This is a genomic window from Serratia sp. 2880STDY5682894 (assembly GCF_001537385.1).
GTDB lineage: Bacteria > Pseudomonadota > Gammaproteobacteria > Enterobacterales > Enterobacteriaceae > Serratia > Serratia nevei.
Genome location: NZ_FCJA01000013.1, coordinates 20,935 through 38,544, shown reverse-complemented (window position 1 = coordinate 38,544; position 17,610 = coordinate 20,935). Strand labels below are relative to the sequence as shown.

Sequence of the window (17,610 nt, the reverse complement as noted above, 5' to 3'; positions counted from 1 at the left end):
AATCGCCGCGCGGCGGGCGTTTTTTCGTCATCTTACCGCTTAGGGTAACTCAGGTGGGTCGTCAGCCAACTGATCGAAATCAACCCTTCTCTGCCCGTCAAACACCCAGCGCTTATCGGTATCCGCCATACGCATCGTAGGCATCACCTCCGGATGAGCAACCCGTATTCCCGCCTCTTGAGCAAACAACCCGATAAAATCGAACGCGCTCAAGGGATCATCAATGATCTGGTGTTGTTGGTCGCGATCGCTCAGCACCAGCAACGGCACCTGGTAATTCTGCCGGGTATCGCCGCTGTGACGCAGAGAACGTATGCCGCCGATATCCTTATGGGAAAGACCGTGATCGGAGAAATAGAACAGTTTAAACGGCGCACCGGTCCGTTTCAGACTTTGATAAACCTGCTCGATAAAACGATCGGTCTTGCGATAGGTAGAGAGGTAGCAGGCCAGCTCCTTATTCGGCGACTCGACGCTCGGCGGTTCGCCGTTAAGCCGCGCGCAAAAGTCGGCGTGCGAGCCCATCAGATGCAGCACATACAGGTTGCCTTGCCCCTGGCGGCTCAATAGTTGGTCAAATATTGGCAGCAGCGCATCATCATCGGTGTTGCGCGATTGATAGTCGCCTTTCTTCAGGAAGTAATGGTTATCGCTGAACATGGCGATTTTTGATACCGGCGTATCGAATTGCCCGAACATGCCCTGATTGGACAGCCAGTGGGTATTGAGGCCGGCGGCTTTTGCCAGGGTGATGATATTATCTCCGAGGGCAATGTTGTGGCCGTTGCTTAAAGCCAGCGTGCGGGGGAGCGATTCGAACGTATTCGGCGCGGTGGAAATATAGTTACTGTAAAACCGTCCCTTGGCATTATCCAGAAACGGTGTAGTGGACACCGGATAACCAAATAAGGACATATGATCCCTGCGCATACTTTCGCCGACGATAATGACATAGTTCTCATTCGTTGGTACGCCGGCGGTAAGCGACCAGCGGTTTGGTGCTGAAGCGTCGGTGTTTAATTCATCAATCTGCTGTTGGTATTGATGGTAAGCCGAATAAGTGGATAAAAAGAAGTCAGGCAATCTGAGATTGCTCAACCCACCGCTGAATGCTCTGGCGATAATAATCGCCGTAAGCAGGCCCAATGCGATCAATATTGTTTTCTTTGACAGGGGGTGTCGCCAAATCAATCGACCGAGAATGACCGGCGTAACCAGAATGGCGACAGGCAACAGATAACAGCTGACCGGGAGGGTTTGCAAAAACTCCCTTGCCTCTATCGGGTTGGATTGCAGCAGGGCTGACACCACGACGGCTGATGGGGAACCGTATATGGCCCCGACCGGCGCATACAGCGCGCACAGTAGAATAAACGGAATAATCAGGCCGTAACGAGTAAGCGAATGGATAGATAATAATAACAAGATAAGTGCAATAAAAAGAATATCAATGCCTTTTCCACCGCTGTATCCCATCGCTTTGATCAATATCAAAGCAATAGTGGCGTAAAATAAAAAAGTGCGCAGGGTCGGGTGAGTCACGGAGTGTCGCAACTTATCTAAAATAACAGTGTGTGTATTCATAATGGTATCGTTAAATAATGCTGTCCATGCATGCTCAATTATTGATTGATAATTGAGCGAGGCACCGCCCGCACATTATTTTTCGAATGCAGAGAAGGGAAATAATTGAGCTGGCGGCGTTTTATCGGCCGCCATTATACGCCTCAGACCAACTTTTTCATTAACTGTTCGCTGTGCTTGATGCGGTCGCGGGCATGATCGAGATCGTGTTGAATCAGCGCCATAAACAGCAGATCGGTGAGAGCGTACTGGGCCGTGCTGGAAGAGATGGCCGCGCTGCGGGTGTGGGGCTCTTCGGCGATGGTGTAGAGGCAGTGATCCGCGCGCTGCTGCAGGCCGTTGGGAGAAAAGCTGGTCAGCGCCAACACCCTGGCGCCGGCCTGGCGCGCCTCTTCCGCCGCCAGATTGATTTCACGCCGTTCGCCGCTGAAGGAGATAGCCAGCAGCAGATCGCGTTTGTCCAGCGCCTGCACCGCCGCCAGCTGAACGTGCATGTCCGCTTCGGCCACCGCCATCACGCCGATTTTCAGCAGCTTGAAGGAAAAATCCTTGGCCACCAGCCCGGAAGCGCCGATGCCAATTAGCATTACCCGGCGCGCCTGGCGCAGCATGTCCAGCGCCTGATGCAGCCGCTCTTCGCTGTTGATGTCCAGCGTCGCGCGCAGCGCCGCCTGCTTTTCCGCCAATAGCTTTTCACCGACGGTTTTCAGCGTGTCGCTGCTGAGGATGTGGTTGTGAACGGTCACGACCGGCTCGGCCTGCGGCTGGGCCAGCGTCTCGCTCAGCGCCAGCTTCAACGCCGGGAAACCTTTATAGCCCAGTTTTTGGGCGAACTTCACCACGCTCGACTGGCTGATGCCGGCCAGCTGGGCCAGCTTTTGCGAGCTGAGATGGCGCGCCTGCTCGGCGTTGTTCAGCAAAAAATCCGCCAGCTTGCGGTCGTTTTGCGCCAGTGTCGGATACATCTGGCGAATGCGCAGAAGGGTACTCATTGATCTTTCCCTGGAAACCAGCGGCCATTTTGCCACGCAGGCGGCGAAAACGCGCGGTGAAAATTTTTGTGAGCTCGTCGTTAAAATAGCAAATAGCGCTCGCTTTGTTGAATAAAATATTCAAATATTGATTTAATTTTGTGAATTAAAAATTCAAAGGTGAACAGATGAACTTAGGCGCACTGGTATCGGAAACCCGCAACCCGGCCACCATGAGGCTGGATGAGATGTCGACGCTGGAGATGGTCCGCTGCTTTAACCAGGAAGACCGCAAGGTGCCGGAGGCGATCGAAAAGGTGCTGCCGGCGATCGCGCAGGCGGTCGATTTGGCGGCGGCGGCGTTGAAGGTTGGTGGGCGGCTGATTTATTTGGGCGCCGGCACCAGCGGCCGCCTGGGCGTGCTGGATGCCTCCGAGTGCCCGCCGACCTTCGGTGTGCCGCACGGCGTGGTGGTGGGGCTGATCGCCGGCGGGCCGGGCGCGCTGCTTAAAGCGGTGGAGGGGGCGGAAGACGACGAAGCTTTGGGCGAAGCCGATCTCCGGGCGCTTAACCTCACCGCCGTCGATATGGTGGTGGGGTTGGCGGCCTCCGGGCGCACGCCTTATGTGATTGGCGCACTGCGCTATGCGCGCGGGCTGGGCTGCCCGACGGCGGCCATCTCCTGCAACCCGGATTCGCCGATCGCGCACGAAGCGCAGGTGGCGATCTCGCCGGTGGTGGGGCCGGAGGCTCTGACCGGCTCGACGCGTCTGAAATCCGGCACTGCGCAGAAGCTGGTGCTCAACATGCTGTCGACCGGCGCGATGGTCAAGCTGGGCAAGGTCTACCAGAACCTGATGGTGGACGTGAAGGCCACCAACGTCAAACTGGTGGATCGCGCCTGCCGCATCGTGGTGGAGGCCACCGGCGCCGAACGCGCTCAGGCGGAGGCGGCGCTGGCGCAGACCGGCTTCGAAGTCAAACCGGCGATCCTGATGCTTTTGGCCGGCGTCAGCGCCGAAGAGGCACAGCAGCGGCTGCAGCGGCACGACGGCTACCTGCGCGCGGCGCTGGCGCGTTAATTCACGGTGGGGGCGGCGATGGACAAGACAACGGCATTGGCGACACAGATCCTGGCGGGCGTGGGGGGCGAGGGCAATATCCTCAAACTGGAGAACTGCATGACGCGGGTGCGCGTCGAGGTCAGCGACGAGCAGCGCCTGGATCTGGCCGCCCTCAGGCAGCTGCCCGGCGTGAAGGGCTATATCAAACAGGGTGAGCAGCATCAGTTTATCGTTGGCCCAGGCGCCGCCGCCAAGGTGGTGGATGCCATGCGCGAATTGCTGAGCGGTAGCGCGCAGCCCGTTGTCGCCGTCGGTGACGCGGCCCGCATCAAGGCGCAGGCCAAGCAAAAATACGCTGCGCCGATGAGCGGCGCGCTGAAAAAACTGGCCGATGTCTTTATTCCGCTGATCCCGGCGTTTATCGCCTCGGGCCTGATCACCGGCATCATCAACCTGCTGAAACGGCCTGACATCGCCGGCCAGCTGGCAGTGGACTACCCGAACGTGCTGGGGCTGTTGGCGATCTTCGGCAGCGCGGTGTTCGCCATCATGAACATTTTGGTCGGGGTCAACGCCGCGCGGGTATTCGGTGGCTCTCAGGCGATGGGCGGCGTGATGGCCGGCATTCTCTCCAGCCCGGCGCTGGCGCAGATCACCTTGTTCGGCGAGGCGTTGCAGCCGGGGCGCGGCGGGGTGATCGCCGTGCTGCTGGTGGTGGCGTTGATGTGCTGGGTGGAGAAACGCCTGCGCACGCTGCTGCCGGAATCGGTCGAACTGATCCTTAACCCACTGCTGACCACGCTGGTCACCGCCTCGCTGGCGATCCTGATTCTGCAGCCGATCGGCGGCATTATCTCCGACGCCATCGCCCACGGTGCCAATCTGGCGATCGACAAGGGCGGGCTGCTGGTGGGAGCGCTGCTCTCGGGGCTGTTCCTGCCGCTGGTGCTCTCCGGTCTGCATCAGGGGCTGGTGCCGATCCACGTCGAGCTGGTGCAGGCGCACGGTTCCAACCCGCTGCTGCCGATCCTGGCGATGGCCGGTGTCGGGCAGGTGGGGGCGGCGCTGGCGGTGCTGTTGAAAACCCGCAACGCGCGGCTGAAGAAGGTGATCAAAGGGGCGTTGCCGGTCGGCATTCTCGGCATCGGCGAGCCGCTGATCTTCGGGGTGACGCTGCCGCTGGGCCGGCCGTTTATCGGCGCCTGCCTCGGCGGTGCGGTTGGCGGAGCGCTGATCAGCTACTGGAAGGTGGCGACGGTGATCACCTTCGGCATTTCGGGGCTGCCTTTGGCGTTGACCATCGTCTCAGGTAAGGTGATGTTGTATCTGGCGGGGATGCTGATTACGATTATCGCCGGTTTTCTCTTCACCTGGATGATGGGGTTCAACGATCCCGAGGAGTAGCGTTTGAGCGACAAGCAGCAACAACCGGCCGCAGAGGGGCGCCGCGTGGTCTTTTTCGATCTGGACGGCACCCTGCATCAGGAGGATATGTTCGGCAGTTTCTTGCGTTTTCTGCTGCGCCGCTTACCGCTGAACCTGTTGCTGGTGATACCGCTGCTGCTGCCGATCGGTCTGGCGCTGATGCTGCTGGGGCGCGCCGCGCGTTGGCCGATGAGCCTGCTGCTGTGGGCGATCACCTTTGGGCGTTCCGAAGCGAAGCTCAAGGCGCTGGAGCGGCAGTTTATCGAGGCCTTTCGCCAGAAGGTGACCGCATTTCCGGTGGTGCAAATGCGGCTGCGGCAGTACCTGGAGGAGCACGATGCCGAAGTGTGGCTGATTACCGGCTCGCCGGAGCGGCTGGTGGAGCAGGTGTATCGCGATTCGGCGTTTCTGCCGCGGGTGCGGTTGATCGGCAGCCGCATCACGCGCCGCTGCGGCGGCTGGGTCTTGACCCTGCGCTGCCTGGGAGCCCAGAAAGTGGTGCAGCTCGAGCAGCGGCTCGGTGCGCCGCTGAAGCTGTACAGCGGTTACAGCGACAGCAAGCAGGATAATCCGCTGCTGTTCTTTTGCGAGCACCGCTGGCGGGTAAGCAAGCAGGGCGAGCTGCAGCAGCTGGAATAAACCAAGGGCGGAAGATTCCGCCCTTTCTGTTTTTATCGGCAGCGCGATCAGTCGTCGGTCACGTCGTGCGGCTTGCGCCCCAGCTGCCAAATCCTCTCCGCATAATGCCCCAGCGCCCACAGGCTCAGGCCGAGCAGCACGAAGAAAACCGCCTTCGGCATGCTGTCCCAGAAAAACTCGAACAGACGGGTATACAGGTTAATGCCGAGGAAGGTCAGCCCGAAGCCGCGCAGCATGGCGTCGTCATGCTTCAACCCCAGCCAGATGGCGGCGAGGGCGGCCAGCCCGAACAGCAGGCTCCAGTGGAACAGCTCGATCTGGCGCGCGCTGTACCAGCTGTCGAGATCGCCGTAGTTGCCGAAGATAGACAGCAGCCACAGAGCGATAAACAGGTACAGCAGGCCCATCGACAGCGACACCCGCTGCAGGCCGCGTTGCGCCAACAGCGGCCGCAACAGCAGCGCGGCGGCGATCAGCACCGCACCAAAGGCGATAAAGCGAATCGGGTAGCTCATGCCGAGCCAGTAGGCGCCCCAGCCGGACAGGTAGCCGGTCTCGGCGCCGAAGGCATTGCCGAGCGACAGCAGGGCGAACCACCACACCAGCCCGGAGCGGCTGAACCAGCCGATCGCGCCGTACAGCAGCGCGGCGAACAGCAGCAGCACGGAAACCCGGCCGCTGCCGTTATCCAGCCAGACCCCCAGCTGCCATAAGGCGCAGGCGGTAAGCAACACGGCGACAAACAGCGCGGCCTCATTGCCGTAGCGTTTTTCCGGGTGGCGCCGGCGGCGACGCAGCGCCCAGACGTAGGCCAGCGCCGCCAGTACGCCGGCGATCGCCATGCGCACCGGCGCGTCGAAGCGGAACAGTCCGCTGAGCCATGCAAGCAGTTCGCTGTCGGCGAACAGGCTGGTGACGGCGATCAGCAGCGAGGCCAGCGCGGCGAGAAACGCATAGCGCGCCAGCCGCCGCCAGTCGAAAGGCTGCACGGCCACATGCTGCAGCAGTTGCTGCCGTTGTTCGGGCGTCAAGGCGCCTTCTCCCACCCAACCGTCCAGCGCCTTGCGCACCACGACCGCGTTCTTTTTACTGAGTTTCATGCTTCTGGTCCCTGAATCACACGCTGATTCGGCCAGTATAGCCATTGGCGGGCGGCTACGACAAAGGGAGGCTAGTGTGTATAATGCCCGCCGCAAAAGCGCACGAGGAATTATGCGATGACTGAATATAACGATGAGTACTGGATGCGTCAGGCATTGCAGCTGGCCCTGCGCGCGCAGGAAGAGGGCGAGGTGCCGGTGGGTGCGCTGCTGGTGCTGGACAATCAGGTCATCGGCGAGGGCTGGAACCGCCCGATCGGCCGACACGATCCTACCGCACACGCCGAGATCATGGCGCTGCGCCAGGGCGGCGCGGTGCTGCAAAACTACCGTTTGCTGAACGCCACGCTGTACGTCACGCTGGAGCCGTGCGTGATGTGCGCCGGTGCGATGGTGCACAGCCGCATCCGTCGGCTGGTGTATGGTGCCGCCGACGAGAAAACCGGCGCGGCCGGTTCACTGGTGGACATTCTGCGCCATCCGGGCATGAACCATCAGGTGGAGATCGTCTCGGGCGTGCTGGCGGACGAATGCGCCGCCACCCTGAGCAATTTCTTCCGTCTACGCCGTGAACAGAAAAAAGCGCTCAGGCTGGCGCAGCGGGCGGCGGATAAGCCGGAATAATCAGTAGTTGAGCGCCAGTTCCGGCATCACCGTCGGGTAGCCTTTCCCCAACGCCTCTTGCTCGGCGGCCGCTTGCGCCGCCTTTCTCTCTTTTTCCTGCAGATAGCCCACCAGACTGACCTGGTAGCGGCGGATGTTTTCTACATAGTTGTAGGCTTCACGCCCGCGCGCATAGCCGTAGGTCAGCTGCGGGTAGTAGCGCTTCTGGCTGAGCATTGGCAGGCGCTGTTTGACGTCGACCCAGCTGTCGGGGTTGCCCTTTTGCGTCTTGGTCAGCTTGCGCGCGTCCAGCATGTGGCCCCAGCCCATGTTGTAGGCCGCCAGCGAGAACCAGATGCGCTCGTCTTCCGGCACGCTGTCCGGCACCTTGGCCATCAGCCGTTGCAGGTAAAGGGCGCCTCCCTGAATGCTCTCTTCCGGATCGAGGCGGTCGTTGACCCCCAGGCCGTCGGCGGTGGCGCGGGTCAGCATCATCAGGCCGCGCACGCCGGTGGGTGAGGTGGCCTGCGGATTCCAGTGCGATTCCTGATAGGCGATGGCCGCCAGCAGCTTCCAGTCGATCTCGTTGGCGTGCTTCTCGAACAGCGGGCGGAAGTTGGGCAGCACCGAATCGATGGCCGACAGGAAGGTTTTGGTGTCCACATAGTCGAAGCTGCCGACGTGGCCGAGGTACTTCTCTTCAAGCCGCGCCAGGGTGCCGTCGTCCACCATCTGGCTGTAGAAATCCAGCATCGCCGCGTACAGGCTGTCGTCGCCGTCGCGTTTCAGATACCAGGTGACCGGTTCTTCGTCGGTGACGTCGAACGCCACCGCCAGCTGCGGATGGATGCGCTGCAGCAGCGCGATGGTCACCGAATCGCCGAGGGTGTAGTCCAGCTTGCCGTCGGCCACTCGCTCCAGCAGCTCTTTGGAGGTGAGATCGCTGGAGGACTCCCAGGCGAGATCCGGGTATTTATCCTGCTTGAGCTGCTTTAGCGTGCTGACGTGCGCGGAACCGGAGGCGACCGCCAGCTTGCCTTTAATGTCGGCGAAGCCTTTTGGCCGCGGGGTGCCCAGCCGGTACACCAGCTGTTGGGAAACGGAGTAGTAGGCCGGGCCGGTGCGCGCGCGGCTGAGGCGCTCCTGGTTGTAGATCAGGCCGGCCGCTAGCAGGTCAGCGTCGTCATCGTCCAGATCGTCGAACAGGTCATTGATGTTCTGATGGGGGATCACCACCAGCTTCACCCCGAGGTAGTTGGCGAAGCGCTTCGCCAGTTCGTAGTCGAGCCCACCCGGCCCTTGCTTGGTGTTGAAATAGGTCAGCGGGGAGTTCAGCGTGCTGATACGCAACTCGCCGCGGGAAATGATCTCCTGGAGTTGCCCGCCCTGGCCGCTGCGCCAGGTGATATTGGGCCACAGCGCGAGAGCCAGAAGCAGGGTGACAACGCCGATGAGGATGTAGTTTATTTTAAGACGTTTCAAATAGTTATCCAGTGGTGGCACAGGTACACCGGCGACGACAACCGCGACTTTTCTCATGGTTAAATCACCAGTGCGGGGGGCATTTTGCGCAACAAAACGCCAGTGTGCAACTTTATTGACACGTTATGACAATTCGACGGTGCGGCACGCTTTTATCAATAATCCCTACGCAAACGGTTTCGTCGGCGGCGAGGATTCTCTATAATGGCGCGCGTTTTCCCCTGTTGCGCCCAATGAAGCGTCTTATCCGCCGCTTCGAAGACGAGAGAACTTTGATTATGGAAATTCTGCGTGGTTCGCCCGCTTTATCGGCTTTTCGCATTACCAAACTGCTGTCCCGCTGCCAGGACGCCCACCTGCCCGTCAGTGATATCTACGCCGAGTACGTCCACTTTGCCGATGTTAGCGCACCGCTCAGTGCCGAAGAACACGCCAAACTTCAGCGGCTGCTCAAGTACGGTCCTTCTCTCGCCGAACACGCTCCCGAAGGCCGGCTGTTGCTGGTCACGCCGCGTCCGGGCACCATTTCTCCCTGGTCTTCCAAAGCTACCGACATCGCCCACAACTGCGGTCTGCAGCAGGTGCTGCGGTTGGAGCGCGGCCTGGCGTTCTACGTCAAGGCGCCCGAGCTGACGGAAACCCAGTGGCGCCAGCTCGCCGCGCTGCTGCACGATCGCATGATGGAAACCGTCTTCAGCGAGCTGCAACAGGCCGAACAGCTGTTCGCGCACCATCAGCCAGCGCCGTATCAGTCTGTCGACGTGCTGGGCGCAGGGCGCACCGCGCTGGAGCAGGCCAACGTCCGGCTCGGCCTGGCGCTGGCGCAGGACGAGATCGACTACCTGCTGAATGCCTTTACCGGTTTGGGGCGCAACCCGACGGATATCGAACTTTATATGTTCGCGCAGGCCAACTCCGAGCACTGCCGCCACAAGATTTTCAACGCCGATTGGATCATCGACGGCGAACAGCAGCCTAAATCGCTGTTCAAGATGATCAAGAATACCTATGAGCAGACGCCGGACTACGTGCTGTCGGCGTATAAAGACAACGCCGCGGTGATGGAAGGCTCGCAGGTCGGCCGCTTCTTCGCCGCGCCGGACAACGGCAAGTACGATTACCATCAGGAAGAAGCGCACATCCTGATGAAGGTGGAAACCCACAACCACCCGACGGCGATCTCGCCGTGGCCGGGCGCCGCGACCGGCTCCGGCGGCGAGATCCGCGACGAGGGGGCTACCGGCCGCGGCGCCAAGCCGAAAGCCGGCCTGGTGGGCTTCTCGGTGTCCAACCTGCGTATTCCCGGCTTTGAACAGCCGTGGGAGCAGGATTTCGGCAAGCCGGAACGCATCGTCACCGCGCTGGATATCATGACCGAAGGCCCGCTGGGCGGCGCGGCGTTCAACAACGAATTCGGTCGTCCGGCGCTGCTGGGCTACTTCCGTACCTATGAAGAGCGCGTCAACAGCCACAACGGCGTTGAGCTGCGCGGCTACCACAAACCGATCATGCTGGCGGGCGGCATCGGCAACATCCGTGCCGATCACGTGCAGAAAGGGGAAATCACCGTCGGCGCCAAGCTGGTGGTGCTGGGCGGCCCGGCGATGAATATCGGCCTGGGCGGTGGCGCGGCCTCGTCGATGGCGTCCGGCCAGTCCGATGCCGATCTGGACTTCGCTTCGGTGCAGCGCGACAACCCGGAAATGGAGCGCCGCTGTCAGGAAGTGATCGACCGCTGCTGGCAACTGGGCGACCAGAACCCGATCCTGTTTATCCATGACGTCGGCGCCGGCGGCCTGTCCAACGCCATGCCGGAGCTGGTGAGCGACGGCGGCCGCGGCGGCCGCTTCGAGCTGCGCGATATCCTCAACGACGAGCCGGGCATGAGCCCGCTGGAAGTGTGGTGCAACGAATCGCAGGAGCGTTACGTGATGGCGATTGCCCCGGCGCAGATGGCGCAGTTCGACGAGATCTGCCGCCGTGAGCGCGCACCTTATGCGGTGATCGGCGAAGCGACCGAAGAACAGCACCTGACGTTGAACGACCGTCACTTCGACAACCAGCCGATCGACATGCCGCTGGACGTGCTGCTCGGCAAGACGCCGAAAATGACCCGCGACGTTACCCGCCTGCAGGCGAGTGGCCAGCCGGTGCAGCGTGAGAACATCACGCTGGCCGACGCGGTGAAACGCGTGCTGCATCTGCCGGCCGTTGCGGAGAAAACCTTCCTGATCACCATCGGCGATCGCACCGTTACCGGCATGGTGGCGCGTGACCAGATGGTCGGCCCGTGGCAGATACCGGTTGCCGACTGCGCGGTCACCACCGCCAGCCTGGACAGCTACTACGGCGAGGCGATGTCGCTCGGCGAACGTGCGCCGGTGGCGCTGCTGGACTTCGCCGCCTCCGGCCGCCTGGCGGTCGGGGAAGCGCTGACCAACCTGGCTGCCACCGAAATCGGCAGCCTGAAGCGCGTGAAGCTGTCCGCCAACTGGATGGCCGCCGCCGGCCACCCGGGCGAAGACGCCGGCCTGTACGAAGCGGTGAAAGCGGTGGGCGAAGAGCTGTGCCCGGCGCTGGGCATCACCATCCCGGTGGGCAAAGACTCCATGTCGATGAAAACCCGCTGGCAGGAAGGCAACGAACAGCGCGAAATGACCTCGCCGCTGTCGCTGGTCATCACCGCCTTCGCCCGCGTGGAGGACGTGCGCCACACCGTGACGCCGCAGCTGCGCACCGATAAGGGCGACAGCGCGCTGCTGTTGATCGACCTGGGCAACGGCCATAACGCGCTGGGTGCCACCGCGCTGGCGCAGGTTTACCGCCAGCTGGGCGACAAACCGGCCGACGTGCGCAACGTTGCGCAGCTGGCGGGCTTCTTCAACGCCATGCAGCAGCTGGTGGCCGATCAAGCGCTGCTGGCTTACCACGACCGCGCCGACGGCGGCCTGCTGGTGACGCTGGCGGAGATGGCCTTCGCCGGTCACTGCGGTGTGGACGTCAATCTCGACGGCCTCGGCGACGATGCGCTGGCGGTGCTGTTCAACGAAGAGCTGGGCGCGGTGATCCAGGTGAGCGCCGAACGTCTCGACGACGTGAAGCAGGCGTTCGCTCAGCACGGACTGACCGACAACGTGCATCACATCGGCAGCGTGCAGGCCGGCGATCGTTTCGTCATCACCCAACACGGCAAGGCGCTGTACAGCGAAAGCCGCAATACGCTGCGCACCTGGTGGGCGGAAACCACCTGGCAGATGCAGCGCCTGCGCGACAACCCGGCGTGTGCCGATCAGGAGCATCAGGCCAAGCAGGATGAACAAGATCCCGGCCTGAACGTGAAGTTGACCTTCGCACCGGAGGAAGACATCGCCGCGCCGTACATCGCCAAGGGCGCTCGCCCGAAAGTGGCGGTGCTGCGCGAGCAGGGGGTGAACTCCCACGTTGAAATGGCGGCGGCGTTCCACCGCGCCGGCTTTGACGCGGTGGACGTGCACATGAGCGATCTGCTGGCAGGGCGCCGCGATCTGCAGGACTTCCATACGCTGGTGGCCTGCGGCGGCTTCTCTTACGGCGACGTCCTGGGCGCCGGCGAAGGTTGGGCGAAGTCTATCTTGTTCAACGAGCGGGTACGCGACGAGTTCGAAGCGTTCTTCCACCGTCCGCAGACGCTGGCGCTGGGCGTGTGCAACGGTTGTCAGATGATGTCCAACCTGCGCGAGCTGATCCCGGGCGCAGAACACTGGCCGCGTTTTGTGCGCAACCTGTCGGATCGTTTCGAGGCGCGCTTCAGCCTGGTGGAAGTGGCGGCCAGCCCGTCGCTGTTCCTGCAGGGCATGACCGGTTCGCGTATGCCGATCGCCGTTTCCCACGGTGAAGGGCATGTCGAAGTGCGCGATGCGGCGCATCTGGCGGCGCTGGAAAGCCACGGTTTGGTGGCGCTGCGTTTCGTCAACAACGCCGGTCAGGTGACGGAAGCTTACCCGGCTAACCCGAACGGTTCGCCGAACGGCATTACCGCCGTGACCAGCGCCAGCGGGCGTGCCACGGTGATGATGCCGCACCCGGAACGCGTGTTCCGCACGGTCAGCAACTCCTGGCACCCGGAAGAGTGGGGCGAGGACAGCCCGTGGATGCGCATGTTCCGCAACGCCCGTAAGCAACTGGGCTAAGACGGCCACCACCGTACAGAGGGCGCAAGCAATTGCGCCCTTTTTTATGGCCGGCGTTCGGCGATTGGCGGCAGTGTCTGCATTTTGCGACAGGCGCTATTTTCTCTGTCGCTAAATGGAGACATTTAACTAATTGATTTTATTGGTGGTAATCGGGTTTGGCTTTAGTTGTCTGCATTTGGCGACAGCGCGGCGTTTTTTTCATCGCTCATCGGGGCGTGATGCGCAAAGAAACTTACTGGTATAATTTTATTTTTTAATAAAATCATGTTGTTATTATTTTTATTGAAAAGTTGGCACGTAACGTGCATTATTCTCGTCGGTTGCTCATTCAACTTTTTATGACGGCGCCGTAATTAGACGGCAAATCGCCTCATAAGCCTCTGAATGATGCCAAAGAAATGGTGCCTATCGTCCAACCAAACCGATAACAGACCGTGCAAACGGCTTTATCAAGCATCGGGCGACACGTGGAGTGAGGCACCGCCTGTATCCAACTGTGATGAAGGGTTCATCAATCCTGGATACTTACGGATGCTATTCGTCCTGTTCGATGCCAGCCGCTGCGCTACATCACCCTGGGGACGAGACTTAAGGGCATCCACACTTTCCTTGCGTTGGGGCAAGTTTCTTGCCCCGATGTCATTTCTCAACGCTGCGCTTATCCCCATTTCGTTGCCTATGCCCTCGAACGCAGACGCTATCCTCACACTCTTGCTTTCACACCGGTTGATGTTATCGAGGCCGCATGCCGTCGGCAGGCCAGGCCTATGGGCGCGTTTCACCGCACTTGCGGCTTTTTCCTTGTGCGTTCAGGATTCTCCCTTGCCGGGCTTTTCTCTTTCCGGCGAGTCAGTTAGCATCGTGACAGAGCTGAGAGAATGAGATGATTTCGTTGAAAAAATGGCGTTTATTCCCCCGTTCGCTGCGGCAATTGGTGCTGCTGGCGTTCCTGTTGGTGCTGTTGCCGCTGCTGGTGCTGGCCTATCAGGCCTACCAGAGTCTGGATCACCTCAGCGCGCAGGCGGCGGACATCAACCGCACCACGCTGGTGGACGCGCGGCGCAGCGAGGCGATGACCAGCGTGGCGCTGGAGATGGAGCGCAGCTATCGTCAGTACTGCGTGCTGGTCGATCCTACGCTGCAGAAGCTGTACCAGAACCAGCGCAAGCAGTATTCGCAGATGCTGGACGCCCACGCGCCGATCCTGCCGGACGAGCGCTACTACCAAACGCTGCGCCAGTTGCTGACCCAACTGGCGGCGATCAAATGCCATAACAGCGGGCCGGACCAAGAGGCTTCCGCCTTGCTCGAGTCGTTCTCCCGTTCCAACGCCGAAATGGTGCAGGCCACGCGCGCGGTGGTGTTTTCGCGCGGCCAGCAGCTGCAGCAGGCCATTGCCGAGCGCGGCCAGTTCTTCGGCTGGCAGGCGCTGCTGCTGTTCCTGGTCAGCGTGCTGCTGGTGGTGCTGTTCACCCGCATGATCATCGGGCCGGTCAAGGCCGTGGAGCGGATGATCAACCGCCTGGGGGAAGGGCGTGCGCTGGGCAGCACCGCGTCGTTCAAAGGGCCGCGCGAGCTGCGTTCGCTGGCGCAGCGCATCATCTGGCTGAGCGAGCGGCTGGCGTGGCTGGAGTCGCAGCGCCACGAGTTCTTGCGCCATATTTCACACGAGCTGAAAACGCCGTTGGCCAGCATGCGTGAAGGCACCGAACTGCTGGCCGACGAGGTGGCGGGGCCGCTGACTTCCGATCAGAAAGAGGTGGTGGCGATCCTCGACAACAGCAGCCGCCATCTGCAGCAGCTGATCGAACAGCTGTTGGATTACAACCGCAAATTGGCCGATGGCCCGGCGGAACACGAGAACGTCGAGCTGCGCGAAATGGTCGATTTGGTGGTCGCCGCGCACAGTTTGCCGGCGCGGGCGAAGATGATTTCCACCGAAATTACGCTGGAGGCGGAAATCTGCTGGGCAGAGCCTACGCTATTAATGCGCGTGCTGGATAATCTCTACTCCAATGCGGTGCACTACGGCAAGGAATCCGGTAACATTTGGATCCGCAGCCGTCAGGTTGGACAACGGGTGCAAATCGACGTCGCCAATACCGGCACGCCGATCCCCGAGGCTGAAAGAGCCATGATTTTCGAGCCTTTTTTCCAGGGTAGTCACCAGCGAAAAGGGGCGGTAAAAGGAAGCGGACTGGGGTTGAGCATCGCTCAGGACTGTATCCGTCGCATGCGCGGTGAGCTGCAACTGGCGACGGTCGCCGGTGCAGACGTCTGCTTCCGCATTGAACTGCCGTTAACCGCCGAGAATGAATAAATAATGTACACATGGTCTAAACGCCTTCGTCTTGCACAGACCGAACGTTCACCGCGTGCCACGCACAGAGCGCCGCTCGGCAAACGCCCGATCAGCTGGTTGGGCGCCGTCTTCTTTATGCCGCTGTTGCTGGCGGGCTGCGTCGATCGCGCCGTCAGCGGCGGTTTGAACCCTCAGCAGCAAGAGGCGATCCCGGATACCAAGGTAATCGATTACCGCACCGCGGCTTGCGATACCCTGTGGCAGTTGGACGATAAGGACGCGCTGGCTAACTCGCTCTACTGGCTGCGCGCGATGGACTGCGCCGATCGCATCGGGTCGACCCAGGCGCGTGCGCTGGCGAAAACGGTGCCTGGCGACAGCTGGTCCGGCGTTTTCAAACAGAGCATCCTGCTGGGCAGCGCGCAGCCGACCTCCGGCGAACGCCGCCAAATCATCGACAGGATCAACAGCTACCGGATGGAATTCCCCGGTTCACTGCGTCCGCTGACGCAGCTGTGGCGCCAGCAGCAATTGCTGCAGATCACGCTGTTCGATGAGAAAGCACGCTATCAGCATCTGCAGGAGAGCAGCGACAGTCAGATCGATTCGCTGCGCCAGAGCCAGGCGCGTCTGCAATCGCAGCTGCAGGACACCTCGCGCAAGCTGGAGAACCTGACCGATATCGAGCGCCAGCTCTCTTCGCGCAAGCAGCTGCAAGGGGAAATCCCGGACAACAGCGCAGGTTCGCAAAAGGGCGAAGCCGCCGGTAAAAACGGCGCGGCCGCCAAAGGGGCTGAATCGCAGGACGAACCGGAAAAAGGCACCGCGCTGCCGGTTGAACCGGAAGACACCTATACGCCGCACCCTGCCAATAAGGAGTCCCACGCGCAATGACCGCACGCAAACCGGCCAATTTGCTCTTGGTTGACGACGATCCCAGCCTGCTGAAGCTGCTGGGCATGCGTCTGACCAGCGAAGGTTTTCACGTCACCACCGCCGAAAGCGGCCAGGAAGCGCTGCGCCTGCTGGCGCGCGAACAGATCGATCTGGTGATCAGCGATCTGCGTATGGACGAGATGGACGGCATGGCGCTGTTCGCCGAGATCCAAAAGCATCAGCCGGGCATGCCGGTGATCATCCTCACCGCGCACGGTTCGATTCCCGATGCGGTGGCCGCCACCCAGCAGGGGGTGTTCAGCTTCCTCACCAAACCGGTGGATCGCGATGCGCTGTATAAGGCCATCGACGAAGCGCTCGCGCTGTCGGCCACCCCGGCCGGCGACGAGGCCTGGCGCGAAGACATCGTCACCCGCAGCCCGCTGATGCTGCGCTTGCTGGAGCAGGTGAAAATGGTGGCGCAGTCCGACGTCAGCGTCTTGATCAACGGCCAGAGCGGCACCGGTAAAGAGGTGGTGGCGCAGGCGATCCACGCCGCCAGCCCGCGCGCCGGCAAGGCGTTTATCGCCATCAACTGCGGTGCGCTGCCGGAGCAGCTGCTGGAGTCCGAACTGTTCGGCCACGCCAAGGGCGCCTTTACCGGCGCGGTCAGCAGCCGCGAAGGGCTGTTCCAGGCGGCGGCGGGCGGCACGCTGTTCCTCGACGAGATCGGCGATATGCCGCTGTCGCTGCAGGTGAAGTTGCTGCGCGTGCTGCAAGAGCGCAAGGTGCGGCCGCTGGGCAGCAACCGCGATCTGGACATTGACGTGCGCATCATCTCCGCCACCCACCGCGATCTGCAAAAGGCGATGGCGAAGAACGAGTTCCGCGAGGATCTCTACTACCGCCTCAACGTGGTGAACCTGAAGATCCCGGCGCTCAACGAACGCGCCGAAGATATCCCGCTGCTGGCCAACCACCTGTTGCGCGAGGCGGCTCAGCGGCACAAGCCGTTCGTGCGCAGCTTCTCGACCGACGCCATGAAGCGGCTGATGACCGCCAGCTGGCCGGGCAACGTGCGTCAGCTAGTCAACGTCATCGAGCAGTGCGTGGCGCTGACCTCGGCGCCGGTGATCAGCGAAGCGCTGGTGGAGCAGGCGCTGGAAGGGGAAAACACCGCGCTGCCGACCTTCGCCGAAGCGCGCAACCAGTTCGAGTTGCACTACCTGCGCAAGCTGCTGCAGATCACCAAGGGCAACGTGACCCAGGCCGCGCGCATGGCGGGCCGCAACCGCACCGAGTTTTACAAATTGCTGTCGCGCCACGAGCTGGACGCCAACGATTTTAAAGAATGACAGTTTGCCGCCGGCGCCTGCCACGCAGGTTCTCAAC

Annotated in this window: 12 protein-coding genes; 8 read left to right on the top strand and 4 right to left on the bottom strand. The window is 61.4% G+C overall.

Annotated features, from left to right (window positions below):
• Positions 1–39: 39 nt before the first annotated feature.
• Together AWX27_RS24800 and AWX27_RS22190 are read right to left on the bottom strand one after the other, a co-directional pair.
• The gene (locus tag AWX27_RS24800) at positions 40–1,584 is read right to left on the bottom strand and encodes a phosphoethanolamine transferase (RefSeq protein ID WP_195892971.1); all 1,545 of its coding nucleotides are present in this window, start codon (positions 1,582–1,584) and stop codon (positions 40–42) included.
• A gap of 143 nt (positions 1,585–1,727) precedes the next feature.
• Entirely contained in the window at positions 1,728–2,576 is an 849-nt protein-coding gene (locus AWX27_RS22190) for a MurR/RpiR family transcriptional regulator (protein ID WP_033654299.1), read from the bottom strand.
• Between the two features lie 167 nt (positions 2,577–2,743).
• Here AWX27_RS22190 and murQ point away from each other — a divergent pair, with 167 nt between their 5' ends.
• Genes murQ through yfhb form a run of 3 tightly spaced genes read left to right on the top strand, consistent with a single transcriptional unit; the run spans position 2,744 to position 5,683 of the window.
• Complete coding sequence (gene murQ / locus AWX27_RS22185; RefSeq protein ID WP_060425045.1) at positions 2,744–3,637, top strand: N-acetylmuramic acid 6-phosphate etherase; 894 nt, start codon at positions 2,744–2,746, stop codon at positions 3,635–3,637.
• An 18-nt stretch (positions 3,638–3,655) separates the two neighbouring features.
• The gene (locus AWX27_RS22180) at positions 3,656–5,023 is read left to right on the top strand and encodes a PTS transporter subunit EIIC (protein ID WP_060425042.1); all 1,368 of its coding nucleotides are present in this window, start codon (positions 3,656–3,658) and stop codon (positions 5,021–5,023) included.
• A 3-nt stretch (positions 5,024–5,026) separates the two neighbouring features.
• Positions 5,027–5,683 (top strand): phosphatidylglycerophosphatase C, encoded by a 657-nt coding sequence (yfhb, locus tag AWX27_RS22175; RefSeq protein ID WP_060425040.1) that lies wholly within the window; start codon positions 5,027–5,029, stop codon positions 5,681–5,683.
• Positions 5,684–5,730: 47 nt separating this feature from the next.
• On the opposite strand, the gene AWX27_RS22170 is transcribed toward yfhb, so the two are convergent.
• Complete coding sequence (locus AWX27_RS22170; RefSeq protein WP_060425038.1) at positions 5,731–6,783, bottom strand: DUF2157 domain-containing protein; 1,053 nt, start codon at positions 6,781–6,783, stop codon at positions 5,731–5,733.
• A 117-nt stretch (positions 6,784–6,900) separates the two neighbouring features.
• On the opposite strand from AWX27_RS22170, the gene tadA reads away from it, so the two are divergent.
• Positions 6,901–7,407: a tRNA adenosine(34) deaminase TadA gene (tadA, locus tag AWX27_RS22165; RefSeq protein ID WP_015378796.1), complete on the top strand. Its 507-nt coding sequence runs from the start codon at positions 6,901–6,903 to the stop codon at positions 7,405–7,407.
• On the opposite strand, the gene mltF is transcribed toward tadA, so the two are convergent.
• Positions 7,408–8,868 (bottom strand): membrane-bound lytic murein transglycosylase MltF, encoded by a 1,461-nt coding sequence (gene mltF, locus AWX27_RS22160; RefSeq protein WP_033644113.1) that lies wholly within the window; start codon positions 8,866–8,868, stop codon positions 7,408–7,410.
• Positions 8,869–9,143: 275 nt separating this feature from the next.
• Between mltF and purL the strand changes: the two genes are divergently transcribed.
• The 4 genes from purL to glrR all read left to right on the top strand — a co-directional run bounded on the left by purL (position 9,144) and on the right by glrR (position 17,573).
• On the top strand, positions 9,144–13,037 hold the full coding sequence (purL, locus tag AWX27_RS22155; protein ID WP_195892973.1) for a phosphoribosylformylglycinamidine synthase: 3,894 nt from the start codon (positions 9,144–9,146) through the stop codon (positions 13,035–13,037).
• An 886-nt stretch (positions 13,038–13,923) separates the two neighbouring features.
• Positions 13,924–15,360, top strand: a complete 1,437-nt coding sequence (locus AWX27_RS22150) for a sensor histidine kinase (RefSeq protein WP_049200747.1) — start codon at positions 13,924–13,926, stop codon at positions 15,358–15,360.
• Between the two features lie 3 nt (positions 15,361–15,363).
• Entirely contained in the window at positions 15,364–16,236 is an 873-nt protein-coding gene (qseG, locus tag AWX27_RS22145) for a two-component system QseEF-associated lipoprotein QseG (RefSeq protein ID WP_060425036.1), read from the top strand.
• Positions 16,233–17,573: a two-component system response regulator GlrR gene (gene glrR / locus AWX27_RS22140; protein ID WP_025303931.1), complete on the top strand. Its 1,341-nt coding sequence runs from the start codon at positions 16,233–16,235 to the stop codon at positions 17,571–17,573. The genes qseG and glrR overlap by 4 nt, the downstream gene beginning before the upstream one ends.
• Positions 17,574–17,610 lie beyond the last annotated feature (37 nt).